Origin of the sequence: Pseudarthrobacter sulfonivorans (assembly GCF_031454915.1) — a bacterium.
Lineage (GTDB): Bacteria > Actinomycetota > Actinomycetes > Actinomycetales > Micrococcaceae > Arthrobacter > Arthrobacter sulfonivorans_C.
The window spans coordinates 744904-770917 of record NZ_JAVDRS010000002.1 but is presented as its reverse complement, the minus strand read 5'-3'; the positions used below and the strand labels follow the sequence as shown (position 1 = coordinate 770917).

20 protein-coding genes are annotated in these 26014 nt (G+C 65.6%); 17 read left to right on the top strand and 3 right to left on the bottom strand.

From position 1 onward, the window contains the following. Window position 1 precedes the first annotated feature (1 nt). Together J2808_RS07525 and J2808_RS07520 are read left to right on the top strand one after the other, a co-directional pair. The gene (locus J2808_RS07525) at window positions 2–1762 is read left to right on the top strand and encodes an acetyl/propionyl/methylcrotonyl-CoA carboxylase subunit alpha (protein ID WP_309813927.1); all 1761 of its coding nucleotides are present in this window, start codon (window positions 2–4) and stop codon (window positions 1760–1762) included. A 59-nt stretch (window positions 1763–1821) separates the two neighbouring features. After that, window positions 1822–2616 (top strand): IclR family transcriptional regulator, encoded by a 795-nt coding sequence (locus tag J2808_RS07520; RefSeq protein ID WP_309813924.1) that lies wholly within the window; start codon window positions 1822–1824, stop codon window positions 2614–2616. Between the two features lie 24 nt (window positions 2617–2640). Here the strand turns inward: J2808_RS07520 and J2808_RS07515 are convergent, their stop codons facing one another. Next, entirely contained in the window at window positions 2641–3681 is a 1041-nt protein-coding gene (locus J2808_RS07515) for an NAD(P)-dependent alcohol dehydrogenase (protein ID WP_309813923.1), read from the bottom strand. 199 nt (window positions 3682–3880) lie between these two features. Continuing rightward, window positions 3881–4771 (bottom strand): helix-turn-helix transcriptional regulator, encoded by an 891-nt coding sequence (locus J2808_RS07510; protein WP_309813921.1) that lies wholly within the window; start codon window positions 4769–4771, stop codon window positions 3881–3883. Window positions 4772–4987: 216 nt separating this feature from the next. Between J2808_RS07510 and J2808_RS07505 the strand changes: the two genes are divergently transcribed. The 9 genes from J2808_RS07505 to J2808_RS07465 all read left to right on the top strand — a co-directional run bounded on the left by J2808_RS07505 (window position 4988) and on the right by J2808_RS07465 (window position 15355). Next, window positions 4988–6058 carry a LacI family DNA-binding transcriptional regulator gene (locus tag J2808_RS07505; RefSeq protein ID WP_309813919.1) on the top strand — a complete coding sequence of 357 codons (1071 nt, stop codon included), beginning with the start codon at window positions 4988–4990 and terminating at the stop codon, window positions 6056–6058. Window positions 6059–6136: 78 nt separating this feature from the next. Then, window positions 6137–7810, top strand: coding sequence for an ABC transporter substrate-binding protein (locus J2808_RS07500; RefSeq protein WP_309813916.1), 1674 nt, complete (start codon window positions 6137–6139; stop codon window positions 7808–7810). Window positions 7811–7960: 150 nt separating this feature from the next. Further along, the gene (locus tag J2808_RS07495; protein WP_309813915.1) at window positions 7961–8938 is read left to right on the top strand and encodes an ABC transporter permease; all 978 of its coding nucleotides are present in this window, start codon (window positions 7961–7963) and stop codon (window positions 8936–8938) included. 10 nt (window positions 8939–8948) lie between these two features. Then, entirely contained in the window at window positions 8949–9884 is a 936-nt protein-coding gene (locus tag J2808_RS07490) for an ABC transporter permease (RefSeq protein ID WP_309813911.1), read from the top strand. Next, the gene (locus J2808_RS07485) at window positions 9881–10834 is read left to right on the top strand and encodes an ABC transporter ATP-binding protein (RefSeq protein WP_309813908.1); all 954 of its coding nucleotides are present in this window, start codon (window positions 9881–9883) and stop codon (window positions 10832–10834) included. Before J2808_RS07490 ends, J2808_RS07485 begins: the two co-directional genes overlap by 4 nt. Beyond that, window positions 10831–11931, top strand: coding sequence for an ATP-binding cassette domain-containing protein (locus J2808_RS07480; protein ID WP_309813906.1), 1101 nt, complete (start codon window positions 10831–10833; stop codon window positions 11929–11931). Before J2808_RS07485 ends, J2808_RS07480 begins: the two co-directional genes overlap by 4 nt. Beyond that, window positions 11928–13490, top strand: coding sequence for a glycoside hydrolase family 32 protein (locus tag J2808_RS07475; RefSeq protein WP_309813903.1), 1563 nt, complete (start codon window positions 11928–11930; stop codon window positions 13488–13490). The genes J2808_RS07480 and J2808_RS07475 overlap by 4 nt, the downstream gene beginning before the upstream one ends. A 227-nt stretch (window positions 13491–13717) precedes the next feature. Continuing rightward, window positions 13718–15142 carry a glycoside hydrolase family 32 protein gene (locus tag J2808_RS07470; protein ID WP_309814243.1) on the top strand — a complete coding sequence of 475 codons (1425 nt, stop codon included), beginning with the start codon at window positions 13718–13720 and terminating at the stop codon, window positions 15140–15142. Window positions 15143–15145: 3 nt separating this feature from the next. Then, window positions 15146–15355 carry a hypothetical protein gene (locus tag J2808_RS07465; protein WP_309813901.1) on the top strand — a complete coding sequence of 70 codons (210 nt, stop codon included), beginning with the start codon at window positions 15146–15148 and terminating at the stop codon, window positions 15353–15355. A gap of 118 nt (window positions 15356–15473) precedes the next feature. Here the strand turns inward: J2808_RS07465 and J2808_RS07460 are convergent, their stop codons facing one another. Next, on the bottom strand, window positions 15474–18977 hold the full coding sequence (locus J2808_RS07460; protein ID WP_309813898.1) for a chitobiase/beta-hexosaminidase C-terminal domain-containing protein: 3504 nt from the start codon (window positions 18975–18977) through the stop codon (window positions 15474–15476). 253 nt (window positions 18978–19230) lie between these two features. On the opposite strand from J2808_RS07460, the gene J2808_RS07455 reads away from it, so the two are divergent. From J2808_RS07455 to J2808_RS07430, 6 genes are read left to right on the top strand one after another with little or no spacing between them, the layout of a single operon-like run. After that, on the top strand, window positions 19231–20508 hold the full coding sequence (locus J2808_RS07455; protein WP_309813896.1) for a cytochrome P450: 1278 nt from the start codon (window positions 19231–19233) through the stop codon (window positions 20506–20508). Window positions 20509–20513: 5 nt separating this feature from the next. Next, window positions 20514–21593 carry a PEP/pyruvate-binding domain-containing protein gene (locus J2808_RS07450; RefSeq protein WP_309813893.1) on the top strand — a complete coding sequence of 360 codons (1080 nt, stop codon included), beginning with the start codon at window positions 20514–20516 and terminating at the stop codon, window positions 21591–21593. A 60-nt stretch (window positions 21594–21653) separates the two neighbouring features. Then, complete coding sequence (locus J2808_RS07445) at window positions 21654–23522, top strand: PEP-utilizing enzyme (protein ID WP_309813890.1); 1869 nt, start codon at window positions 21654–21656, stop codon at window positions 23520–23522. Beyond that, window positions 23515–24312, top strand: coding sequence for an SDR family NAD(P)-dependent oxidoreductase (locus J2808_RS07440; protein ID WP_309813887.1), 798 nt, complete (start codon window positions 23515–23517; stop codon window positions 24310–24312). The genes J2808_RS07445 and J2808_RS07440 overlap by 8 nt, the downstream gene beginning before the upstream one ends. Window positions 24313–24359: 47 nt before the next feature. Beyond that, complete coding sequence (locus tag J2808_RS07435) at window positions 24360–24680, top strand: 2Fe-2S iron-sulfur cluster-binding protein (RefSeq protein ID WP_309813885.1); 321 nt, start codon at window positions 24360–24362, stop codon at window positions 24678–24680. 2 nt (window positions 24681–24682) lie between these two features. Further along, the gene (locus tag J2808_RS07430; RefSeq protein WP_309813882.1) at window positions 24683–26008 is read left to right on the top strand and encodes an NAD(P)/FAD-dependent oxidoreductase; all 1326 of its coding nucleotides are present in this window, start codon (window positions 24683–24685) and stop codon (window positions 26006–26008) included. The last annotated feature ends 6 nt before the right edge of the window (window positions 26009–26014 follow it).

Genomic DNA, 26014 nt, shown 5'->3' with positions numbered 1-26014 from the left:
GATGCGCAAGGTCCTGATCGCCAACCGCGGAGAAATCGCCGTCCGCATCGCCCGCGCCTGTGAGGACGCCGGGCTCGAATCCGTGGCGGTGTACGCGGACGTGGACGCCGACGCCATGCACGTTGGCGCCGCTACCGAGGCGTACAGCCTCGGCGGCAACGCGCCGTCGGAAACCTACCTCAATATCCCCAACCTGCTGCGAGTGGCCGCTGAATCCGGGGCGGATGCGGTGCACCCGGGGTACGGATTCCTGTCTGAGAACGCCGGCTTCGCCGAGGCAGTCCTGGACGCCGGCCTGACCTGGATCGGCCCCACGCCGGAGGCCATCCGGCAGCTGGGCAACAAGATCACGGCACGCGAGATTGCCGTCCGCGCCGGTGCGCCGCTGGTGGCCGGCAGCGACGGTCCTGTGGCCTCGGCCGCCGAGGCCCGCGCCTTCGCGGAAGAGCACGGCCTGCCGATTGCCATCAAGGCGGCCTTCGGCGGGGGAGGGCGCGGGCTGAAAGTGGTCCGCGAGATGGACCAGATCGAGGAATTGTTCGATTCTGCGGTCCGCGAAGCGGTGGTGGCCTTTGGCCGCGGCGAATGCTTTGTGGAGCGGTACCTGGACCGGCCCCGGCACGTGGAGGCGCAGGTCCTGGCGGACCAGCACGGCAACGTGGTGGTGGTGGGAACGCGCGACTGCTCGCTGCAGCGCCGGCACCAGAAGCTGGTGGAGGAGGCCCCCGCGCCCTTCCTGACCGAAGTGCAGACCCGCCAGATTTACGACGCCGCCAAGGCAGTCTGCCGCGAGGCCTCCTATTCGGGAGCCGGGACGGTGGAGTTCCTCGTGGCCGCCGACGGCACCGTCGCGTTCCTCGAGGTGAACACCCGCCTGCAGGTGGAGCACCCCATCACCGAGGAAACCACCGGCGTGGACCTGGTCCAGGAGCAGTTCCGCATTGCCGCAGGCGAGTCGCTGCGGCTGACGTCTGATCCCGAACCCCGCGGACACTCGTTCGAATTCCGGCTCAATGCCGAGGACGTGGGCCGGGGCTTCCTGCCATCGCCCGGAACCGTCGCTGCGTTCAGCGGTCCCACAGGTCCGGGCATCCGGCTGGACTCCGGCGTCCGCTCCGGGTCCATTGTGGCCCCGCAGTTCGATTCCCTGCTGGCCAAGCTGATTGTTACCGGCGCGGACCGGCAGCAGGCGCTCCGCCGGGCCCGCCGTGCCCTCGCCGAAATGGAGATCACCGGCGTGGCCACCGTCCTGCCGTTCCACCGCGCCGTGGTTGAGGCGCCGGACTTTACGTCCGAAACCGCGTTGGGGATCCACACACGCTGGATCGAGACGGACTTCGCGGATTCCATCGCGGCGGATCCGGAGTTCGGCACGTCCGTCCCGGATGGTTCGCGGCGCACGATTACCGTTGACGTCGATGGCCGGCGACTGGCCGTCGGCCTTCCCGCCGATTTGTTGGACGGCTGGGCGCGTTCCGGTGCGGGCGTTCCGGCCGGGGTTTCCCTGGCAGGGGAGTACGACGGCGGTGCTGCGGCAGGTGCCGCGGACTCCGGCGAGCTGCGGGCCGACATGGCCGGGACCGTGGTGAAGTGGCTCGTGGAGCCCGGCGCCGAAGTGGCGGCGGGGGATCCGGTGGTTGTGCTCGAGGCAATGAAGATGGAAACCCAGGTTGCCGCCCACCGGGGCGGGACGCTGAGCGGGATCCGGGCGGAGGCCGGCGGCGTGGTGAACGTTGGCGCCGTGCTGGCGCTGATCGGCTGATGCTTCACGTCTAGACTCGAATCCGGGCGCTGACAGGCGCCCGGAAAGAGGAGGTCGTGATGGCCGGCGGCAGCCGCGAACCCGGACGGACCGTGACGTCCAAGGTGCTGGCCATCCTCGAGGCCTTTGAGACGTCCCGCGGCGCCCTGAGCCTGACGGACATCGCGTCAAAGTCCGGATTACCGCTGAGTACGACGCACCGTTTGGTCAACGAACTGACCGATTGGGGCTTTCTTTCGCGGGAACCGAACGGCCGCTACCAGCTGGGCATCCGGCTGTGGGAGCTCGCGCAGAATACCGGCCGCCAGCTCCGCGACGCTGCCCGCCCCTATGTCCAGGACCTGTTCTCCCTGACCGGCGAGACCGCGCACCTCGCCGTCCGGGCGGGACACGAAGTGCTCTACATCGACCGGGTCTACGGCTCCAAACGCGTCCCTCGGGCCTCCCGCGTGGGAGGCCGCCTCCCGATGCACGCCACCGCCGTCGGGAAGGTCATTCTCGCGTTCGAGGACGACTGGGTCCGCGACGCCTACCTGAACCGCGACCTGGAACGGCCTACCGCCCATACTCACATTGATCCGCGGCGGTTCGCCGAAGAGCTGGGCCAGATCCGGGAGCAGGGGTACGCCACCACCCTGGAGGAGGTGCGGCTGGGGTCATGTTCCATCGCGGTCCCGGTCTTTCACACGGGCAGGATCGGCGCTGGCCTCGGGCTGGTGCTGCCGACGTCCCACGCTTCGACCATGACCAGGCACCTCCCAGTACTCAAAGGAATCTCGGCCCAGATCGAGCGGGCCACGGCCCGGATTCCGCTGGAGACGCTGATCGGCGTGCACCGCGGGGCGCGGGACTGACAGGGGTGTCAGTCCCGCGTTGTTCTAGAGCGTCGACGTGTCGATCACAAAGCGGTAGCGGACGTCCGAAGCCAGGACGCGCTCGTAGGCGTCGTTGATCTTGCTTGCCGGGATGACCTCGATCTCGGCGCCGAGGTTGTGCTCTGCGCAGAAGTCGAGCATTTCCTGGGTCTCGCGGATGCCGCCGATCGCCGAGCCCGCGAAGGACCGGCGGCCCATGATCAGTGCGAACGCGTTCACGGGAAGCGGTTCGGCGGGGGCTCCGACGTTCACCAGGGCGCCGTCGAGGGACAGCAGCTGCAGGTAGGAGCTGATGTCGATTGATGCGCTGACCGTGTTGATGATGAGGTCGAAACTGCCGGCGAGGTCCGTGAAGGTGGTCTCGTCGCTGGTGGCGTAGTAGTAGTCCGCGCCCAGCTTCAGGCCGTCCTCCTGCTTTTTCAGCGACTGCGAGAGCACGCTGACCTCGGCGCCCATGGCGTGCGCGAGCTTGACTGCCATGTGGCCGAGTCCGCCGAGTCCGACGACGGCGACCTTCTTCCCGGGACCGGCGCCCCAGTGCCGCAAGGGGGAGTACGTGGTGATGCCTGCGCACAAGAGGGGAGCGGCGACGTCGAGCGCTATGCCTTCGGGGATGGTGACCACGAAGTCTTCGGTGACAACGACGTGGGTGGAGTAGCCGCCCTGGGTGATGGTGCCGTCGCGGTCCACGGCGCCGTACGTGCCGGTGTTGCCCTTGAGGCAGTACTGTTCCTCGCCTGCCTGGCAGTTGGCACATTCGCCGCAGGAGTTGACCATGCAGCCAACCCCGACGCGGTCGCCGACGGAGTGCTTGGTGACGGCGGTGCCGACCTCGGCGACGATTCCGGCGATTTCGTGTCCCGGAGCCAGCGGGTACTGCTGGGGTCCCCAGTCGCCGCGGACGGTGTGGATGTCCGAGTGGCAGATACCGGCGTACTTGATCTCGATCAGCACATCGTGGGGCCCTACGTCGCGGCGTTCGATGGTGGTGGGGATGAGGTCTCCGTCAGCGGACGGCGCGGCATAAGCGTTAACGGTAAGCAATATTTTCTCCTGTTTGAGAGGGGACAGGCAGCTTGCGGATGGAGCTGCGGAGTCAGGTTGTTGACCGGGCGGGATGGTTGGCACCACGCGGGCACTATTCCATCAAAGCGCATCGCAGGGATCTGAGGGAGGCTCTGCCTTGAGGGGTACTGGCAGGGACCCCTTGAAGAGCCTCGAGAAGGGTGCCCTGGGTGGGTCTTTATCGGGTCCGAGAGTGCGCCTGCGCGGTTCGCGCGATGTCTTCCGTGGCGGCCCAGGAGGCGAGCAGCTTGAGGGCTTCCTCGGAATGGCTGCCCGGTACAGCGGGATAGACCGTCAGGGTGTGGCCGGGTTCCTCGTCCAGTTCCAGGACCTGGTAGTCCAATTCGAGCAGCCCCACCACAGGATGCTGGAACAACTTGGTGCCGGAATAGTGGCGCCGGACGTTGTGCGCTGCCCAGCGGGTGCGGAAGTCGTCGCTGCGCATGGAGAGTTCTCCCACCAGCTCGGCGATGCCTTTGTCGTGCGGGTTGCGGCCCGCCTCACGGCGGAGGATGGCCACGTTGGCGCTGGCCGCGCTGTTCCAGTCCGTATAGAAGTTTTGCGAGCGAGGGTCGAGGAAGATGAACCGTGAGTGGTTGGCTGGCCGCGCAGTTCCGCGGTACATGTCGGAGTACAGGGCGTAGCCCAGGGTGTTGGCGGCCACGATGTCCAGCCGGTTGTTGCCGATGAACGCCGGAGCGCCGGTGATCGCGTCCAGCAGGTGCTGCAGCACGGGGCGGACACCCTTCGACGCGGAGCCGGCGGGACGCCTGGTGCGGCCTGAGGTGGTGGCCGCGCGCGCCAGGTCGTACAGGTGATCATGCTCCGCGCGGTCCAGTTCGAGAGCGCCCGCGATCGCATCAAGGACGCTGTCCGAGACGCCGGCAAGGTTTCCCCGTTCCAGGCGCGTGTAGTACTCGACGCTCACGCCCGCCAGGCGGGAGACTTCCTCCCGCCGCAGTCCGGGCACCCGGCGCCGCCCGCCGTACGGTTCGAGGCCTGCCTGTTCCGGGGTAATGCGCGCGCGCCGGGAGGACAGGAACTGCCGTACCTCTGCTCGGTTATCCATACGGATCACGTTACGGGGAATGCGGGAAGGGGTGGGAGATCCTGCCAGAACCCGTCTCCGTTCCCTGCCGCTGAAGTCCTTGACAGCGACAAAGTAACGCGGGTAACCTGAGTCACATGTTCGGCGGGTAACGCGCGTTACTAAGTAAGTAATCGCTGAGCGCACCAGAACCGACCGGCTGGCCCAACGCCAGCATTAAGATCACCGGAGCATTCAATGGCGAAGTCCACTACCCCGAACAAGGCCGCGGCCGTGCGGCAGCGCGGGGTCACCATGAATGATGTCGCCAAGCACGCCGGTGTCTCCCGGACGGCGGTCTCGTTCGTGCTGAGCAACCGCGAAAACGCCAGTATTTCTGAGGAAACGCGCACCCGCATCAACGACGCCGTGCAGGCATTGGGTTACCGCCCGAACGCCGGAGCACGCGCACTGGCTTCCCAGCGCAGCGATTGGTATGGACTCGTCACCGAGATCGTGACGGCCCCGTTTGCAGTTGACATCATCAAGGGCGCCCAGGACCAAGCCTGGCTTGACCACCGGTTCCTGCTCATCGCGCCTTCCGACCAGGCCGATGCCGTAGGACCCAACCAAGGCCTGGAAGATGCAGCCGTTGAAAAGCTGCTGGAACAACGAGTGGAGGGACTTTTGTACGCGGCAACATTCCACCGCGGCGTGCATGTTCCGGAAAGCGTCCACGAGGTTCCCACTGTCCTGATCAATTGTTTTGACGCGGACGGGAAGCTGCCCTCGATCGTCCCGGACGAGCGCGCCGGCGGCCGGGTGGCCGTCGAACGCTTGCTCCAGGCCGGCCACAGCAGGATCGGAGTCATCAATCTGGACCCGCGCATCCCCGCAGCCGTCGGGCGTTTGGAGGGTGCACGCGAAGCACTCGCGGGCGCCGGGCTGGAGCTGGATCCGGAACTGGTGGTGTCCGGGTATGCGACGGCTGATGGGGGCTACGAGGCAGCCTGCCAAATCCTGGACCGCTATCCCAAAGATCAAAGGCCAACCGCGCTGTTCTGCCTCAATGACCGCATGGCGATGGGCGCTTACGACGCCATCAAGGAACGGGGACTGACCATCCCCGGAGACATCGCCGTGATCGGCTTCGACAACCAGGAACTGATTGCGGCCTACCTCAGGCCAAAGCTGACCACGGTTGCGTTGCCATTCGAAAAAATGGGCGCTCTGGGAGTCCAGACGCTCGCCGCTCTGACAGCAGGACAGCCGATCACTGCCGACCAGCAATTGGTCGACTGTCCGCTGCTAGAACGCTCTTCGGTCTGACCGCGAAATCAATGTCGAAGAGCTAACCCTTACCCACCCCTTCACCTTGCTGATGAAGATAGGAAAGAGATAACCATCATGACACAACCCCGATACTTGAGGTCTGCCCGCATTGCAGCGGCCGGACTGGCTGTGGGCGCAATGCTGCTGACCGGCTGTACGGCCACTGTGAACAACTCCGGAGGCACCGACGCGGCAGCGAATGCGAACGCCTTCCTGACTATTCCGCGTGAGGACATGGGTACGTTCGTGCAGAACTTCAACCCGTTCGCGCCCGCCGTGAACCCGATGGTCCAGCAGTCCATCTACGAATCCCTCCTGATCTTCAACCCGGCCAAGGGAGACACCGTGCCGTGGCTCGCCACGGAGTGGAAGGCCGCCGAAGACGGCAAGTCCGTCACCTTCACCCTGCGCGACGGCGTGAAGTGGTCCGACGGTCAGCCCCTGGTGGCCGACGACGTCGCCTACACCTTCGAACTCCAGAAGAAGATTAAGGGCGGCCTCGAGTACCTGGAGACGGTGACCGCAGAAGGAAACACGGTCACGTTTAACTTCAACAAGCCATGGTCGCCGGCCCTTTACGAGGTCGGACAGCTCAGCATCCTGCCGAAGCACATTTGGTCGGCGCTGGCTGACCCGGAGAAGGACGCCAACGCCACGCCGGTCGGCACCGGCCCGTACACCGAAGTGGACAGCTTCCAGGCGCAGTCCTTCGTGCTGAAGAAGAACACCAACTACTGGCAGCCGGAAAAGCAGAAGATCGCCGGAATCAAGATGCTGGCCTTTGCGGGGAACGATGGCGCCAACCTCGCCGCTGCCAACGGCGACGTCGACTGGGCTCCGCAGTACATTCCGAACATTGAAAAGACGTTCGTCTCCAAGGACAAGGAACACCGCCAGTACTGGTTCCCTCCCACGGGTGCCATGATCAACTGGCAGCTCAACACCACCAAGGCGCCGTTCAACGACGTTGACGTCCGCAAGGCGCTCAGCATGGCTGTGGACCGTGATCAGGTGACCAAGATCGGCATGAGCGGCTACGCCGAGCCCGCCGACTGCACGGGACTCTCCGGCAACTACGAAACCTGGAAGAACAACGAGGTCAAGGACAACTGCACCTGGACCAAGCTTGATGTGCAGGCGGCCAACGACCTCCTGGACAAGGCCGGCTACCCCAAGGGTGCTGATGGCAAGCGCACGCTCAAGGACGGCAAGCCGTTTGAGTTCAAGATCTCCGTGGGTGCGACGTCCTCTGACTGGTTGTCCGTGGCCAACGTGATCTCACAGAACCTTGCTGAGGTTGGCGTGACGGCCAAGGTGGACTCGCCGGACTGGGCTGCCGTGGTGGCTGGCTACGAGACCGGCGACTTTGACTCCGGCATTGTGTGGAGTGCCAACGACCCCAGCCCGTACAAGTACTTCGCAGCCGTGATGGGCACATCAACTGTGAAGCCGGTGGGCACCAAGACGTTCGACAACTACCACCGCTTCGGAGACACCACGGCTGATGCCCTGCTGGCCGAGTTCGCGGCCGAGTCCGACGAGTCCAAGCAGCAGGACATCGCCAACAAGCTGCAGGAAGAGTACAACGACGCCGCTCCGCTGGTACCGCTCTTCTCCGGCCCGGAATGGGGTGCCTTCACGGACACCCGCTTCACCGGCTGGCCTACTGAGGACAACCCGTACGCAACCCTCTCGGTCCGTGCACCCACCACTGTCCTGGTGCTGACCACGCTGGAACCGCGCAAGTAGTCCCACCGCCTCCCTGGCCTCGCTTCGCTTCGGCCAGGGAACCCGGGCGGCGTGGGCCCATCCACCAGCTCATTCTGTACGCCCGGCGGGCGATAAACCCCGCCGGGCGTGCCCCCAAACTTTCCACAATTCCCGAAATGGAGGGAAACCGTGCACTTCATCCTTCGCCGTCTGGGTTTCTACCTGATCGCCTTCTGGGCATCCATCACCCTGAATTTCCTGCTCCCGCGCTTCATGCCCGGCGACCCCGTATCCCGTATGTTCGCCCGCACCCAGGACAGAATGCAGCCTGAACAGATCGAGGCGCTGCGCAAGCTGCTCGGCGTGGATGACCGGCCCCTCTGGGAGCAATACATCGGCTACCTGCACAATGTGTTCACAGGCCAGATGGGCGTCTCGATCTCCCGTTTCCCCACCCCGGTCACCGAAGTCATCTCGTCCCAGATCGGCTGGACCCTCCTGCTCGGCGGGACCGCGCTGGTGATTGCCGCCGTCGTGGGCAACCTGCTTGGGATCCTCGCAGCCTGGCGGCGCGGCGGTGCCATCGATTCGGCGCTGCCGCCGGTGCTGGTGTTCATCGGTTCCTTCCCCTACTTCTGGCTCGCGATGGGTGCGCTGTACCTGTTTGGCGTGGTGCTGGGCTGGTTCCCGATCCGCCACGCGTTCACGGCCGGTTTGGAGCCTGCGTTTACCTGGGAGTTCATCGGCGACGTCGGTGCGCACCTTGTACTCCCGGCGCTGACGATCGTGCTGGTATCCATTGGCGGCTGGATGTTAGGCATGCGGAACACCATGATCGCCACGAACTCCGAGGACTACATCACCATGGCCGAGGCGAAGGGTCTCCGGCCGGGCCGCATCATGCTCCGCTATGCAGCACGGAACGCCATGCTCCCGTCGGTCACGAGCTTCGGCATGGGCCTGGGCTTTGTGGTGGGTGGTGCGCTGCTCACCGAGGTGGTGTTCGCGTATCCAGGCGTCGGCTATCAGCTCCTTAACGCCGTCCAAGGCCTCGATTACCCGCTTATGCAGGGCCTGTTCCTGACCATCACCGCCGCCGTGCTGCTGGCGAACTTCCTGGTGGACATCCTCTACGTCCGCCTCGACCCGCGCGTGCGCAGCAACTGAGGGACCGATCATGACAACCGCAATTCTGAAGCAGCCCACTGAGTCCACTGAGCCCGCAGCTGCCCGCAAGCCCAACCGCAGTTTTGTCCACGGACTTATCACCAACAAGAAGGCCCTGGCGGGCATGATCGTGATGCTCGCGTTCATCGTGCTTGCGTTGCTGGCCCCCGTGCTGTTCCCCGGCGACCCGTCCCGGATCACCGCGATGGCCTCGCTGGAACCGTCTCCCGAGCACTGGCTCGGCACCACGGCTAAAGGTCAGGACGTGCTTGCCCTGACTGTCCACGGCTCCCGCAGTTCCCTGTTCGTCGGGTTGACTGTCGGCTTCGCATCCACGTTCATCGGCATTCTGGTGGGCCTGGCCTCGGCGTACTTTGGCAAGTTCATTGACGAAGCACTGTCCCTGGTGACCAACGTCTTCCTGCTCCTGCCCGGACTTCCGCTCCTTGTCATCCTGGCCGCGTTCCTGCCGCCGGGTTTGGGAACCGTGATCCTGGTCCTCGTTGTGACCGGCTGGGCTGGGTCGGCACGTGTACTGCGCTCCCAGGCGCTGTCCATCCGCTCAAAGGACTTTGTGGCCGCGGCCGTGGTGTCCGGCGAGCGGGCGGGCCGGATCATGTTCCGCGAGATCCTGCCGAACATGGCCTCGATCGTCATGGGTACCCTGCTGGCCTGCGTGATCTACGGCATCGGCGCCCAGGCAGGCCTGGAGTTCCTTGGCCTGGGCGACGTCAGCACCGTCTCCTGGGGCAACAACCTCTTCTGGGCCGGCAACGAGGGCGCCTTGCTCACCGGCAGCTGGTGGGTTTTTGTTCCCTCGGGCGTCTGCATCGCGCTGGTCGCGTTCGCCCTGGCACTCATCAACTACGCCGTGGACGAAGTCACCAACCCGCGGCTGCGGAAGATCAAAACCCCCAAAATTACCGAAAGGAGCGCCGCCAAGTGACAGTTTCCCAAGTTTCCTTCGGCTCCCACGAGCCCGTCCTGGACGTCAAGAACCTCATCGTCAAGTACATCGGCGACACCCGCTCTACCACCGCCGTCGACCGTGTTTCCTTCAGCATCGGCACCGGTGAGGTGTTCGGGCTGGCGGGCGAGTCCGGCTGTGGGAAGTCCACCATCGCCAACTCGATCATGCGGCTCCTGAAGGATCCCGCGAAGATCGCCGGCGGCAGCATCTCCTTCGGCGGCAAGGACGTCCTGGCCATGAGCCCGGAGGAGCTGCGGCGCTTCCGCTGGCAGGACGTGGCCATGGTGTTCCAGTCGGCCATGAACTCCCTCAACCCGGTGCTGACCATCGGCGAGCAGATCGTGGATATTTTCACCACTCATGCCGGCTACTCGCGCAAGGAATCGCTGCGGCGTGCCGGTGAGTTGCTCGAATTGGTGAGGATCGACCCCGCACGCCTCAAGTCCTACCCGCACCAGCTCTCGGGCGGCATGCGCCAGCGCGCCGTGATCGCCATGGCCGTGGCGCTTAAGCCGTCCCTGTTGATCCTCGACGAACCCACCACCGCGCTGGACGTGGTGGTGCAGCAGGAAATCATGGCCCAAATCAAGGAACTCCAACGCGAACTGGGGTTCTCCGTCCTCTTCATCACCCACGACATGTCCCTCATGGTGGAGCTCTCGCACCGCATGGCCGTGATGTACGGCGGTCGGATCGTGGAGACCGCAAAAGCCCAGGACGTCTATACCAACCCCCGACACCCCTACACTCAGGCCCTTATGGGCGCGTTCCCGCCGCTCACCGGCCCGCGGGTTCCGCTCACCGGACTGCCCGACGGCGTGAAGTTCCGGAGCATCCCGGACCTCGCCGAAGCGGCGCCCGGCCATCTTGTGGCCCCGTTTGGTGCCGACGCCGAAGCAGCCGTCCTGGAAGGAGCCGCACGATGAGCCACCTTCTGCAGTCTTCATCACGGCCGGATGTTTCCACCCAAACCCCTGCCCTCGAGGTCCGCGGGCTGGGTAAGTCGTTCCCCATCGGCGGCCTGTTCTCCCGGGACGAGGTCCGGGCTCTGCACGGCGTTGACCTGGCCATTGGCCGCGGCGAAATCGTCGCACTGGTGGGGGAATCCGGATCGGGCAAGAGCACCTTGGCCCGCTGCGTTGCCCGGCTCGAGAAGCCGAGCTCCGGTGCCATCCTGCTCGACGGCGTCGATGTACTCACGCGCGACCGTTTCCAGGCATCGCGGGCGTTCCGCTCCCAACTGCAGATGGTTTTCCAGGACCCCTTCGGCTCGCTGAACCCGGCACACAGGGTGGAGCACTTCCTGCGTCGTTCTTTGGCGATCCACGGGAAGGGCGGCGCAGGCGGCCGCGGAGCCGAACTGGAGACCCAACGCCTCCTCGAGGAGCTCATGACCACCGTGGGCCTGCAGGCCGACATGCTGAACTCCTACCCCCACGAGCTCTCCGGCGGACAGCGTCAACGGGTCGCGATCGCCCGGGCTTTGGCCGTAAAACCCCAGGTCATCCTCGCTGACGAACCCACGTCCATGCTGGACGTTTCGGTCCGGATCGGCGTGCTGAACCTGATGCGGAAGCTCCGCGATGAGCAGGGGATCTCCATGCTCTACATCACGCACGACCTCGCCTCAGCCCGTTACCTCGCGGACCGGACCGCGGTGATGTTCGCCGGAGAGATCGTTGAAGAAGGCGAGTCCCTGGACCTGCTGGCCAACCCGGCCCACCCCTACACGCAGCTGCTGGTCTCAGCCGTCCCGGACCCGGCCCGGGCCGGCTCCTACGATCCCGTCCGCCGTGCCGAACTGCGCCAAGCGGTCATGGCCTCGACGAACTGCGCTTTTGACGGCGATCCGGACCAGCCCTGCTCCGTCGAGGAACCCGTACGCCACCACGTGGGCGACCCCCACAACCGCCACTGGGTCCGCTGCCACCTCTACCGGCCGCTCGCCGGCGCCGGCGGCCATGCGCTGGCGACTGAACCCGCGCCGGCAACGGGACCTACAGACAAGAAGGCCTCCGCATGACCGAACTGACCCACCCGCTCGCCACCGTTCCCCAAGACGAGCTTGTTGCCCGCGCCGAGGCTGACCCGCTCCGCCCCCGCTTCCACTTCGTTTCACCGGCCGGCTGGCTCAACGATCCCAACGGCGTAAGCCAGTGGAACGGCACCTACCACCTCTTCTACCAATACAATCCGGAGGGCGCTTTCCACCACCACATCCAGTGGGGCCACGCCACCAGCACCGACCTCGTCACCTGGTCCGACCATCCAGTCGCGCTGGCACCGTCCGAGGGTCCGGACGCCGAGGGCTGCTGGTCCGGGGTTTTGGTCAACGACGACGGCACGCCCACCCTGGTCTACTCGGGACGGGCCGGAGAACGGGAGTTGGCATGCGTCGCCGTGGGGTCTGCTGATTTTTCGAGCTGGACCAAAGTGCCCGAGAATCCAGTCATTGCAGCCCCGCCGGCCGGCGTCGACATCACCGCCTACCGCGACCATTGCGTGTGGCGCGAGGGCACAAAATGGCGGCAACTGGTGGGCTCGGGCATCCGCGGGCGCGGCGGCACAGCGTTCCTTTACGAGTCGGCCGATCTGCGGGCGTGGGATTACATCGGGCCGCTGTTCATTGGCGATGCCTCGCAAGGAGCTTCCGGTGATACCGGTTGGACCGGCACCATGTGGGAATGCGTGGACCTGTTCAGGGTCGACGGGCGCCCGTTAGGCACACCCTCTTCTGCTGATAACGCATCCGATGTGCTGGTCTTTTCCGCATGGAACGACGGCGAGACCCTGCACCCGCTGTACTGGACCGGCCGCTACTCGGGGGACTCCTTCGAACCTGCCGGGCTGCATCGGCTCGACTATGGCGGGCGGTTCTTCTACGCGCCGCAGTCGTTCCTGGACGAGTCCGGCCGGCGCATCATGTTTGGCTGGCTCCAGGAGGGCCGCAGCGACGCCGCGATGGTGGAGGCCGGCTGGTCGGGCGTCATGAGCTTGCCGCGGGTCGCCACGTTGGCGGACGACGGAACCCTCCGTTTCGCACCCGTGCCCGAAATCAAGAAGCTGCGCCGGGACACCGTAAGCCTCCCGGGACAGGTGCTGACGGGCGCCGGGACCCCTGCGGATACGGGGGTGTCCGGCAGCCAACTGGACCTTGAACTGGACATCCAGCTCGCGCCGGGTGCTGTGCTGCGGCTGGGCCTGCTGGGATCGGCTGACGGTGGTGCCAACGGAACACCGAAGGAGGAAACAGTGATCGAGCTGTGCCGGGCCGCCGAAGGCGGCGACCACGGCACACTCCGCCTCGACCGCACCCGGAGCAGCCTGGATCCGACTGTTGATGTGGAGGACAAGTCCGGACCGCTCCCGATGCCCGAAGGCCGGGTCCACCTGCGTGTCCTCCTGGACCGATCCGCCCTCGAAATTTTTGCCAACGGAATGCCCCTCACTGCCCGCGTTTACCCCACCCTGGGCGGTGAACACGTGAGCCTCGCGGCCTCCGAAGGTACCGTGCGGCTGCTCTCCCTCGACGCATGGACCATGGCTGAAATCTTTGAAGGTAGCAGGACCCTGTTGCCCTAACACAGGCCAACCCGGTACCTTTCCGTCCCGTTCCTCAGAACGAAAGCGAACTCATGGAAGATTCACCCGCGGTTTCCCGCCGTGCACTCTTTACCGGCGCCGGTGCGGTTGCGCTCGGCGGATCGCTCGCGTTGTCCGGACCGCTTGCCGGGTCTGCCGCCGCGGCGGCCCCGTCGGTCACTTCCGACACGGCGCCGGGCGGCTCCCTCTCGAAAGGATCATCCCGGATGCGGCCGATGTATCACTTCAGCGTGCCCGACGCTTGGAAAAACGACCCGCAGCGCCCCATCTATGTTGACGGGCAGTACCACTACTACTACCTATACAACGCCGACTACCTGGATGGCGGCGGGGGTACGTCGTGGCGCCGCGCGACGACAAGCGATCACGTCGCCTTCCGTGACCGCGGCGTCGCGATCCCGAAGTTCAGCAACGGCAACGGTGACTGCTGGTCAGGATGCCTTGTGGTTGACGAGCGAAACACCGCGGGATACGGCGACGGCGCGGTGATCGCCCTCGTGACGCAGGCGCCTGTTGGTCGCCAGGCCCAGTACCTTTGGTACTCGACCGACCGCGGGCGCTCGTTCCAGCCCGGTGGAACGGCCCCGGTGCTGCCCAACCCCGGAGTGCCCGACTTCCGCGATCCCAAGGTGATCTGGGACGCCGACCGTGAGCGGTGGTTCATGGCCAACGCCGAGGGGCAAAAGCTCGGCTTTTATACCTCCCCGGACCTGCGGTCCTGGCAGCGCGTCGGCGAATTCGTCCGCACCGACCTGGGGGTGCTCGAGTGCCCCGACATCTTCCGCATGGCCGCTGACGACGGTACGTCACACTGGATCCTCGGCACGAGCGCGAACGGCAAAGGCCGCGGCCTGCCCGCGACCTACGCGTACTGGACCGGCGACTTCGACGGCAGTTCCTTCACCCCCGACCATCCCGAGCCGGAATGGCTCGACTATGGCTTCGACTTCTACGGGGCAGTGACCTACCCGCATCACGACGCGACCGGGGCCGAGGACGACACCCTCCGCCGGGCGATCGGATGGGCGAACTTCTGGGACTATCCCCACAACACGCCCACCCTCGCGACCGACGCCTACAACGGCGACGACATGATTGTGCGCGACGTCCGCCTGAAGCAGGGAAACGGTGGCTACTACCTCGCCTCCGCACCCACGGCCGCGCTTGTGAACCACGTGCAGCGCACGCATCGCCTGGGCGACGTGCAGGTAGCGGGCACGCGCGACCTCAACGTCCGGGCACTCGCCTACGACCTGTCCTGCGAGCTGGTGTGGGACCCCGCCGCCGCGCCCGCCAACGTTGGTTTAGAGGTATGCCGCGCACCCGGCGGCGGAAGGCATGTCGCTGCAGGGGCATTCCTCCGCGGCCCCTTCGCGTACCTCAACCGCCGCCCCACGATCAACCCAACGGCCGGCGAAACCCAAACCCCGATCGACCCCTCGACAGGACGCCTCACGATCCGCATCCTCGTGGACCGCACGAGCGTCGAGATGTTCGTCGGAGACGGGCGCGTCGTGCACTCACATCGAGTCTTCCCGCTTGAGGGCGACAACTGCATCCGGCTCTACGCCCACGAAGGAACAGCCACATTCCGGAACCTGACGGTTCACGAACTTAAGGTCACGCAATAGCCCATGGATTACCTCACGGCCATCGCCCCGGAAAGCCTGGACGTAGCCGCGGCTCACATTCTCGGACTGGGCGTCAGGTTAACAGTCATCACCAAGGGCGCTGAAGGCTCACAATTCACCTCCCCGGGCATCACCATACGGCGCCCGGGAGCGAACCCGCCGACCCTCGAAGAACTGAACGCCGCCGTCGAATCCCAGTACGCCGGCGCCTGAAGAAGCACCAAAAAACAAATGCCCATGCCGGGTGTACAGCAGTGGCCCCCGCCGGAAAACCGGTGGGGGCCACTGTGCGTGCCTACTGTGGAGCTGGTTCAGTGTGGTCTGGAACGGATCAGAAGATCTTCTTCATGATGTTCCAGCCCCAGCCGATCTTCTTTTTCGGCGCCAGGTTTCCGTCACCCTTGCCCCCATAGAGCCACAGGTTCCCGGCCGTGTCGCGGGCAATCAGGTCGTTCTTGCCGTCACCGCTGAAGTCGCCGGGCCCCATCAGCAGTGTCATGTTGTTCCAGCCCCAGCCGATCTTCTTTTTCGGCGCCAGGTTTCCGTCACCCTTGCCCCCGTAGAGCCACAGGTTCCCGGCCGTGTCGCGGGCAATCAGGTCGTTCTTGCCGTCACTGGTGGTGTCGCCAACACCGACAATCATGGTCATGCTGTTCCAGCCCCAGCCGATCTTCTTCGGGGCGTAGCTGCCCTTGCCGTCGCCGGCGTAGAGCCAGAGGTTGCCGGCCTTGTCGCGGGCTGCCAGGTCAGCTTTACCGTCGCCGCTGAAGTCACCGGGGGCAACGATGCTGGTCATGCCGTTCCAGCCCCACCCGATCTGTTTCCTCGGCGCGAACAAGCCGGTGCCGGTGCCGGCGTATTGCCATAGCTTGCCGGCCTTGTCGCGGGCCACCAGGTCCGCCTTGCCGTCGGTGTTGGTGTCGCCGGCGCTGACAACGCTGGTCATGCTGTCCCAGCCCCGGCCGATCTGCTTCCTGGCCGCAAAGCCTCCCTTGCCGTTGCCAACGTACAGCCACAGCTTGCCGGAGGTGTCCGTCGTGATGACATCGGCCTTCGAATCACCGGTGAAGTCGCGGCCGGAGGACTCCTGCGTCACAGGTTCCTCGGCCGGCGGATCGACCGGACTCTCACCACCGGGGTTGCCGCCACCACCCGGAGCCTCTCCGCCTGTTGCCGCGGCAGCGGTCCAGCTGCCGATGCCGCTGGCGTTACCGGCGCCGTCGATGGCGATGGCCCGCAGGGTCTGGCCTCCGGCGAGCTGCACCGGTGCGGCGTACAAGGTGCTGTCAGCAGTCGGCACGGTGCCGTCCAGGGTGAAGAAGATGGACGCGTTCTCCTCGGCCGACAGGGTCAGTGCGGTGTCCGCGGGCACCTCGCTCCCGTCGACATTTGCAGTCAGGGCGGGCGCCGTCTTGTCCAAGGTGAACGTTTCTGTCACGATCCCGGAGGCGACGCCGTTGTTCACCGCGATGAACTTAATCGTCGTCACGCCCTCGGCCGTGATCGCGATCGGTTCCGTGTACAGTGTGCTGCCCGTCGTCGGGTCCGTGCCGTCTGTCGTGAAGAAGATCTGTGCGGTATCCGGTGCTGCGGTCAGCGCCACCAGCTGGTCCGCGGCGAACAGCCCTCCGGCTGTGCCCGCCGTGGCTGTCGGTGTCGGCTCCGGCGTCGGCGGGGTCGCGCCGGTGGTCCGGCCCTGAACCACGAACTCGTCGGTCTCGGCGAGAACCTCCGGGTTCTCGAGCGCGTCGCCGCTGGCGTAGGCTATCTGCTCGATCCTGAAGAAGTTTGTGTCATACGGGCTGCCAACCACGGCGTGCGGCGTCGCGCCGTCGCCGAGGTAGCCCTCGGGTGCGCCTTCGGTCCAGCGCAGGAACGGACCGATCCGTCCCGCCAACATCCCGGAGAAGTCGCCCGTGGCGTTCATGGCGCCCAGATCTTCCGTGTAGTTGATGTTGCCGTCAATGTCCGCGGTCAGATCCAGCGTTCCGTAAGGATGCGTAAACCGGTACGTTGCCCCCGGTTCGAAGACCTCATCGCCGCGGATCCGGACCCGGCCGAAGCCGATCTGCGCGTTCGCCTGTACGAAGTCCGCACCGAAGGCGGCCTCCGAGCCCAGCGTCAGCCGGACCTCTTCGCCGCCCACCGTAACCACTGTGTCGGAGGAGAACCAGAACGCCTCGCCCGGGAAGTTATCTGGCCAGGAGGTCGGCTGAGTGGGATCGGGCCGGTCATCGACGACCGGACACAGCGGGTCATCCAGGCACAGGTCCAGCTGGACAGGTTCCTGGCCTTCCCAGCCATGGTCCTTGAGCCAGAGGGGGAACCCATGGTCACCCACCGGACCGATGGCAGAAAGGTTGTGGACCTCGAACGGGAAGGAACGGACCTCGCCCGAAGTTCCGGTTGCCGGGTCGACGGCAACGGCCCGGATGGTGGCGGACATGCCGAGGGGGATCGGACCGGTGTATTCCCGGGTGGAGCCGGCCGGTTCCCCTTCCCCTGTGAACTCCGGGGCCGCGCCATCCATCGTGTAATAGATATTCGGTGCCGTGGCAGGATCGTTGGTGGACCCGGTCAGGGTGACGCTCTGCGGCCCGGCCAAGGGACCGGCGGCCGCATTCGGTGTTGCCTCCAACCAGGGCCGGCTGGCGTCGAGCTCGTAATCTTCGGTGTAAATCGCCGTGGCCTTATCCTTCGACTCGAGGTCGACCGCCATGTACTTCAGGGTTGTTGGACCGGGCGTGGCCAGTTCGACGGTAGCTGCCGCGGCGAGGTCACCCTTCTCCGGAACGAATTCGGTACCGTTGACGGTCCCGTCCTCGTTGATGCGCGGATCCGTGCCGTCCGTGGTGTAGATGATCCTCGCCTTGTCGGGCAATGACGCTTGGATTTTGATCGCCTGCGCAGAATTGTAGACGCCGCCAGGCTTGTCCACACCGGCCTTCAGGGTGGCGATCTTGCCCTGAATGGCGAACACATCCGTCCGAGCCGTTTCGCTCCCTGCCGTCCCGGGACCGGAGACCTGGAAGTAGTCCGTGCCGTAAGGGCTGCCCACCACCTCGTGTTCGACGTTGGGGTCACCGATGAAACCAACAGGTGCCAAGGGCTGGACCGCGGGGTCCCAGCGCAGGAATGGGCCGACGCGTCCCTTGGAAGGCTCATCCCAGCTGCAAGGCTGCTGCATGCAGCCGATGTCTTCCGTGTAGCGGATCCGTCCCTGGTCATCGGCCGTGAGGACGTCGACACCGTACGGGTGGGTAAAGGTGTACTGCTGGCCCGGCACACCGTCCTCGAGACGGATCCGAAGCCGGGCGAATCCGTTCTGCTGCCCCTGGGCCGCCGCTTCACCCGTGAAGGCCGCCTCCTGGGCCATGATTAGACGTGCCTCGGCCCCGCCGGGCAAGGTCAGCGAGGTTTCGCCCGACCACCAGAACGACTCTTCGGGAAAGTTTCCGGGGATGGCTAGCGGCTGCGACGGATCGTACTCGATACCGATGACCGGGCAGCCCTGCGTGTCCAGGCACAGCTCGAGCCGGACGGGCTCCAGACCTTTATCCGCATCTCCTCCGTCCGCATACCAGTACGGGTAACCGTTGGTCGGGTCGATCGGGCCCACGCCCGCAGTGCCGGCAGGCAGGGCTGCCGGCAGCATCCCCGCCATAGCGGACTGCGACAGTCCGGCACCGCCTGCAGGCAGCGCCGCAACGGCCGGCGGCAGAGCGCTCAGCCCTGACGCAAGGACAGCGCCCAGAGCCGCCATCCCCACCACCCGCCGGCGCCGAGCCAGGCGGCCTTTCAGCCGCACTTCTTGGTCTTGCTGGTCTACACGCACGATGCGCCCCCCTATTGGCAAACTGTCCTGTCCGAGGGGGCGACGTGGTGCTGGTGATGTAGTTGTGCCCCCGCGATGAGCTTGCTGCCGGCACCTTGTGTTTTTCTAGGAAACGTGCGTCAGCCTCCGCAGTTCACTTCCGCCCAGTGGAAGCCACCCATATCCATGGGCCGGTGATGTGGACCACACTGGTGCCTAAGAAACCCCACCACCCTAACGGGTGCCGGGCGCCACCAAGACACCAGGAGTCCAGATGTCATCGTCGACAGAAACGGCCGGCCGCTGTCCCTTCGGCTACGGCGCCGAAGCCCCCGAAGGGCATCACGGCTACGAGCCCTTCCAGATGAAGGATCCCTTCGCCGCCTACGCCGAGCTGCGGACCGAACAGCCCGTGATGTTCGATGACCGCGTGGGCCTCTACGTCGTCTCCCGCTACGACGACATCAAAGCAGTTTTCGAGGACTGGGAAACCTTCTCCAGCGAAAACGCGCAGGCCCCGGTCCGCGAACGCGGCCCCGCCGCCAAGAAGATCATGGAAGAGGGCGGCTTCACCGCCTACTCCGGCCTTTCCGCAAGGCGTCCGCCGGAACACACCCGCATCCGCGCCGTGGTCCAGAAGGCCTTCACCCCACGCCGCTACAAGGCGCTCGAGCCCTTCATCCGGCGGAACGTCGTGGCCCTGATCGAAAAAATGCTGGCCCGCCCCGAACGCCGCGGCGACCTGGTCAAAGACCTCGCTTACGACGTCCCCACCATCACCATCCTGACGCTGATCGGTGCGGACGTCTCCCAGGTGGATACCTTCAAGCGCTGGTCCGATTCCCGCGCCGCGATGACCTGGGGCGACCTGACCGATGAGGAACAGATCCCGCACGCCCACAACCTGGTGGAGTACTGGCAGGAATGCCTCCGCTTGGTCCGCGTGGCCCACGAACAGGGCGGTGACAACCTCACCGGCGACCTCGTCAAAGCCCAGCAGGAAGGCGCCGAAATCTCGGACCACGAGATCGCCTCAGTCCTCTACAGTCTGCTCTTCGCCGGCCACGAGACCACCACCACCCTGATCTCCAACGCCCTGCGCGAGCTTCTGGCCCGCCCCGAACAGTGGCAGCAGCTGGTGGAGGATCCCAAGAAGATCCCCGCCGCAATCGACGAAGTCCTGCGCTACGCCGGCTCCATCGTCGGCTGGCGCCGCAAGGCCCTGAAAGACACCGAAGTGGGCGGCGTGCCCATCGAGGAAGGCTCTCAACTGCTGCTCCTGATGGGCTCGGCCAACCGCGACGAAGGCAAGTTCGAGGCAGGCGAGGACTTCGACATCTCCCGCCCCAACGCCCGCGAGCACCTCTCCTTCGGGTTCGGAATCCATTACTGCCTGGGCAACATGCTCGCCAAGCTCCAGGCCAAAATCGCGCTCGAGGAAGTGGCCCGGCTCGCCCCGGAGCTGCAGCTCGAGGACCCGGACGGCATCGCCTTCCGCGAAAACCTCTCCTTCCGTGTCCCCGAGACCGTTCCTGTCAGCTGGGAGGCCTAAGCACCATGCAAAGCAACGTATACATCCAGTTCTTCGACGGCGGAATTGAGCCGAAGCTTGAAAACCTTGGCGGCAAGGGTGCATCCCTGGTCACCATGACCTCTGCCGGCATGCCTGTCCCGCCCGGTTTTGTGGTTACCACCGCGCAGTTCGACGCGTTTATGCACGAAGCCGGCATCACCGCCAAGATCAACCAGCTGCTCGCGGAACTCGATCCCGAGGACATGAAGCAGGTAGACAAGGTCTCCGCCGACATCCGAGAGGACATCTGCTCCCGCCCGGTGCCCCAGGCCATGCGTGAACTCACCGTAGGGGCCTATGAATCCCTTATGAACCGCTTTGACGCCCCGGTCCCGGTGGCCGTCCGTTCCAGCGCCACCGCGGAGGACCTGCCGGACGCCTCCTTCGCCGGCCAGCAGGACACCTACCTGTGGCTCGACGGCGTCAAGGCAGTCACCGAGCACATCCGCCAGTGCTGGGCCTCGCTTTACACCTCCCGCGCCATCATTTACCGGCTCAAGAACAACATCCCCGATGAGGGACTGTCGATGGCCGTGGTGGTGCAGAAGATGGTCAACTCCCGTGTCTCCGGCGTCGCCATCACCATGGATCCCACCAACGGTGACCGTTCAAAAATCACCATCGATTCCTCCTACGGGGTGGGCGAAATGGTGGTCTCGGGCCAGGTCACTCCGGACAACATCGTCCTGGATAAGGTCACGCTCGCCGTCGTCACCGACCACCTCGGCGACAAGCATGCCGAACTGGTCCCGGACGCGGATGCCAAACGCCTCGTGGAACGCGACGTCGACGCCGAACGCCGCGGCCGCCGCAGCCTCACCGATACGGAACTCACCGCCGTCGCGCAGATGGCTAAGCGCGCCGAGAAGCACTACAAGTGCCCGCAGGACATCGAGTGGGCCCTCGACGCGGACCTGCCGGACGGCGAAAATCTCCTGCTGCTGCAGTCCCGCCCCGAAACCGTCCATTCCTCCAAGCCGGCTCCGCAGACAGCCCAGCAGCCTGTCGTCCCCGGCGGCTATTTCAGCGGATTCAGCACGCCAACACTGAACCCCTCCGCCTAAGGCTCCATAAAAGGCTCCACCCACCAAGGCTCGACGCTGAGCCCCATTGAAAGGACCGCCATGTCCCTGAAGTCCTTCCCCAAACCCTCCGAGCTCGCGGTCCCCGCCGGCGCCGAGGGCTGGGAAAAGATCTATCCCTACTATCTGGTCTTCCAGGACAAGCTCAAGGAGCAGGAAGACGCCAAGTTCTGGTTCTGCGACAGCCAGCACTGGCCCACCGTGTACAAGCCTTTCGAAACCATCGGCGGCGAATTCGCAGTCAAGTGCCTGGGCCAGTACAACGCCCGGCACCTGATGATCCCGAACGCCAACGGCATCGAATTCCGCGTCCACCTGGGCTACCTCTACATGTCACCCATTCCGGTGCCGGAGGACCAGATCGCAGCGCGCGTGCCCCTGTTCGAACAGCGGGTGGGCCACTACTTCCAGAACTGGGAGCAGCTCCTCAAGGACTGGCACGTCAAGGTCAAGAGCACCATCGCCGAGATGGAAACCATCTCCTTCCCGAAGCTCCCGGACATGGTCCCCATGGAGGACATCATTTCCGGCAAGGGCAAGGACGGCTCCGAAAAGCTGCTGGAAAGCTACGACCGCCTCATCCAACTGGCCTACCAGAACTGGCAGTACCACTTCGAATTCCTGAACCTTGGCTACATCGCCTACCTGGACTTCTTCAACTTCTGCAAGCAGGTCTTCCCCAACGTTCCTGACCAGTCCATCGCCACCATGGTGCAGGGCGTGGACATGGAACTCTTCCGCCCGGACGACGAGCTCAAGCAGCTCGCCAAGCTCGCCGTGGAGCTGGGGCTCCAGCCCCACTTCGGGAACACGGACGACGTCGGTGCCACCCTGGGTGCCATCGCCGCGGCTCCCGGCGGGGAGCAGTGGATGGCACAGTACGAGGGTGCCAAGGACCCGTGGTTCAACTTCACCGTGGGCAACGGCTTCTACGGCCACGACAAGTACTGGAACGAGCACCAGGAGATCCCGCTGGGCTACATCGCGGACTACATCCGCCGCGTGGACGAGGGCCAGGAAATCATGCGGCCCGTCGAAGCCCTCATCGCCGAACGCGACCGCATCATCGAGGAATACCGCGACCTGCTCGAAGGCGACAACCAGGCCATCTTCGACGCCAAGCGCGGCCTCGCCGCCACCGCCTACCCGTACGTGGAAAACCACAACTTCTACATCGAGCACTGGACCATGGGCGTCTTCTGGCGCAAGGTCCGCGAGCTGTCCCGCATGATGGCCGCCGAGGGCTTCTGGACCGAACCTGACGACCTGCTTTACCTGGGCCGCAACGAAGTCCGCGACGCCCTCTTTGACCTGGTCACCGGCTGGGGCGTGGGAGCCAGGCCCATCGGCCCCGACTACTGGCCGGAGGAAATCGAACGCCGCCGCGGCATCGTGGACGCGCTGAAGACCGCACGTCCGGCCCCGGCCCTGAACACCCCGCCGGAGTCCATCACCGAACCCTTCACCCGGATGCTCTGGGGCATCACCACCGAGCAGGTCCAGCAGTGGCTGGGCGCCGGCGAGGAAGTGGAGGGCGGCGGATTGCGCGGCATGGCCGCGTCCCCCGGCGTGGTGGAAGGCCTGGCCCGGGTGATCACCGACGCCGACCAGCTCTCCGAGATCCAGCAGGGAGAAATCCTGGTTGCCACCGTGACGGCACCGTCCTGGGGCCCGATCTTCGGCAAGATCAAGGCCACCGTCACAGACATCGGCGGCATGATGAGCCATGCTGCGATCGTGTGCCGGGAATACGGACTGCCCGCCGTCACCGGGACAGGCTCCGCGTCCACCACCATCAAGACCGGCCAGCGGCTGCGCGTTGACGGGACCAAGGGCACGGTCCAGATCTTGGATGCCGAGGATGAGCTAGTTGTAGCTGGCCCCGGCGCGCACACCCACAGCCATGTCTGAGCCGAAGATGCCTACCGCGGAATATACCCTCGGTGGCATGGACCTTCAGCGCACCCGGACCGTCCTCATCACCGGTGCCGCAGGCGGGCTGGGCCGGGCGTTCGCGCTCGGCTTCGCCGGCCGCGGCTACCGCGTGGCGGTGGCCGACATCAACCTCGAGGGAGCCGAGCAGACCGCCAAACTGGTGCGCGAGGCCGGTGCGGAGGCGGCGGCCTTCGCGGCCGACGTCACCAGCGTGGACTCCACGGAAGACCTCGCGAAAAAGTGCGCAGACTTCGGAAACGGAAGCATCGACGTCGTCCTTAACAACGCCGCCGTATACGCGACGGTCACCCGCACGCCGTTTGAGGACATCGACCCGGCCGAATGGGACCTGGTGATGAATGTGAACCTCAAAGGCCCCTGGCTGGTCACCCGCGCCGCGAGTCCCTACCTGCCGGAGGGCGGGCGGGTCATCAACCTCTCCAGCGCCACCATCTTCAGCGGCTCGGAGCAGTGGCTGCACTACGTCGCCTCCAAGGGCGGAGTGGTGGCCCTGACCCGGGTCATGGCCAAGGAACTGGGCCGGCGGGGGATCACGGTCAACGCGATCGCCCCCGGCTTCACCCTCACAGAGGCCAGCTACGGGCTGATGGAAAACGCCGAGAATTACGGCGTGGACCGCGGTGCCATCAAGCGGGCCAGCCAGCCTGAGGACATCGTGGGGGCCGCGCTCTTCCTCGCCGGACCGGACAGCTCGTACTACACCGGACAGACCATGGTGGTGGACGGCGGCCGGCAGTTCATCTGATGGCCCGTCCCTTCACCAGCAACCAACTTCAACCCCAAGGAGGACCAATGCCAACGGTTCACTTCACCGACGCTGAAGGCGCCATCCGCGACGTCGAGGGCAATGTGGGCGACTCGGTCATGGAAACCGCGGTGCGCAACGGCGTTCCCGGCATCGTGGCCGAGTGCGGCGGCTCGCTGTCCTGTGCCACCTGCCACGTCTTTGTCCGGGATGACTGCGTTTCGCAGCTCCCGCCCATGGAGGACATGGAGGACGAGATGCTCTACGGCACCGCAGTGGACCGCGAGGATAACTCCCGGCTGTCCTGCCAGCTGCGCCTGACGGACGGAACCGAACTGTTCGTCACCACCCCGGAAACCCAGGTGTAGCCGTGGGCACGCACGCAGCGGCGCAGCCGGCCAGCGCCACAACCGGCACCTCGGCCACCACTGTTCCCACCCGGACCGGGCTCCTGATCATCGGGGCGAGCCAGTCCGGCGTCCAGCTCGCGGTGTCGCTCCGGGCCCTGGGCTTCGATGAGCACATCACGCTCCTCGGGGACGAGGACCACCGGCCGTACCAGCGGCCGGCGCTGTCCAAGGAGTTCCTGCAGGGGACGGTGGAAAGTGAATCGCTGATCTTCCGCTCCAACGAGTACTGGGCCGAGCACAACGTGGACCTGGTCAAGGGCGAGTACATCGTCCGGATCGACAAGGAGGCGGACGGTTCCGGGGTGGCGCACGCGTCCTCCGGCCGGGAGTACCCCTTCAAACGGCTGGCCCTGACAGTGGGTGCCCGCGCCCGGAAGCTGGAGATCGAGGGCGGCGACCTCGACGGCGTGCTCTACCTGCGCAACGCCGACGACGCCCTGGCGCTTAAGGCCCGGGTGGGGGACGCCACCGATGTGGTGGTGATCGGCGGCGGGTTCATTGGCCTTGAGGCCGCGTCCAGCCTGCAGAAGATGGGCAAAAACGTCACAGTGCTCGAATTCGGGCCGCGGCTGGTGGGCCGGGCGGTGGGGGAGGAGACTGCCGAGTACTTCCTGCTGGCGCACCGCTCCCGCGGTTTGGACATCCGGCTCAACACAAGCGCCGCGCGGTTTACCGCAGGTGCGGCCGACGGCGGGACCCGGGTCGCCGCCGTCGAACTTCAGGACGGCACGGTGCTGCCGGCGCAGATCGTGCTGATCGGCATAGGCGTCGTCCCCAACACCCAGCTGGCCGAGCAGCTCGGCCTGGCCGTGGACAACGGCGTGGTGGTGGACCGCTTCGCCCTGGCCTCGGACGGCACCACCGTTGCCGTGGGCGACGTCGCCAACATGCCCAACCCCGTCCCCGGTTCCGAGCCGGGGGAGCGGATCCGGCTGGAAAGCGTCAACAACGCCATCGAACATGCCAAAGTGGCAGCCTACTCGCTCACGGGCAGGCGCGAGGAATACGCGGGCATCCCGTGGTTCTGGTCCAACCAGGCCGACCTCAAACTGCAGATCGCGGGCCTGTGCAACGGCTACGACCAGACGGTGCTCCGGCGCGACGAGGAACGCGGAAAGTTCAGCGTCCTGTACTACCGCCAGGGGCAGGTCATCGCGGCCGACTGCGTCAATGCCCCGCTGGACTTCATGGCCGTAAAGAACGCCCTGGCCAAGGGCCAGAACATCCCGGCCGACGCCGCGGCGGACCCCGCCACGCAACTCAAGACCATCACCACGGACAGCTAGCTGCAC

What these genes read in the sequence shown, in the direction of transcription:
- J2808_RS07455 (WP_309813896.1), top strand. Translation starts at nt 19,231, where the DNA reads ATGTCATCGTCGACAGAAACGGCCGGCCGCTGTCCCTTCGGCTACGGC.
- J2808_RS07440 (WP_309813887.1), top strand. Translation starts at nt 23,515, where the DNA reads ATGTCTGAGCCGAAGATGCCTACCGCGGAATATACCCTCGGTGGCATG.
- J2808_RS07475 (WP_309813903.1), top strand. Translation starts at nt 11,928, where the DNA reads ATGACCGAACTGACCCACCCGCTCGCCACCGTTCCCCAAGACGAGCTT.
- J2808_RS07465 (WP_309813901.1), top strand. Translation starts at nt 15,146, where the DNA reads ATGGATTACCTCACGGCCATCGCCCCGGAAAGCCTGGACGTAGCCGCG.
- J2808_RS07500 (WP_309813916.1), top strand. Translation starts at nt 6,137, where the DNA reads ATGACACAACCCCGATACTTGAGGTCTGCCCGCATTGCAGCGGCCGGA.
- J2808_RS07480 (WP_309813906.1), top strand. Translation starts at nt 10,831, where the DNA reads ATGAGCCACCTTCTGCAGTCTTCATCACGGCCGGATGTTTCCACCCAA.
- J2808_RS07490 (WP_309813911.1), top strand. Translation starts at nt 8,949, where the DNA reads ATGACAACCGCAATTCTGAAGCAGCCCACTGAGTCCACTGAGCCCGCA.
- J2808_RS07435 (WP_309813885.1), top strand. Translation starts at nt 24,360, where the DNA reads ATGCCAACGGTTCACTTCACCGACGCTGAAGGCGCCATCCGCGACGTC.
- J2808_RS07450 (WP_309813893.1), top strand. Translation starts at nt 20,514, where the DNA reads ATGCAAAGCAACGTATACATCCAGTTCTTCGACGGCGGAATTGAGCCG.
- J2808_RS07510 (WP_309813921.1), bottom strand. Translation starts at nt 4,771, where the DNA reads ATGGATAACCGAGCAGAGGTACGGCAGTTCCTGTCCTCCCGGCGCGCG.
- J2808_RS07520 (WP_309813924.1), top strand. Translation starts at nt 1,822, where the DNA reads ATGGCCGGCGGCAGCCGCGAACCCGGACGGACCGTGACGTCCAAGGTG.
- J2808_RS07525 (WP_309813927.1), top strand. Translation starts at nt 2, where the DNA reads ATGCGCAAGGTCCTGATCGCCAACCGCGGAGAAATCGCCGTCCGCATC.
- J2808_RS07505 (WP_309813919.1), top strand. Translation starts at nt 4,988, where the DNA reads ATGGCGAAGTCCACTACCCCGAACAAGGCCGCGGCCGTGCGGCAGCGC.
- J2808_RS07445 (WP_309813890.1), top strand. Translation starts at nt 21,654, where the DNA reads ATGTCCCTGAAGTCCTTCCCCAAACCCTCCGAGCTCGCGGTCCCCGCC.
- J2808_RS07470 (WP_309814243.1), top strand. Translation starts at nt 13,718, where the DNA reads ATGCGGCCGATGTATCACTTCAGCGTGCCCGACGCTTGGAAAAACGAC.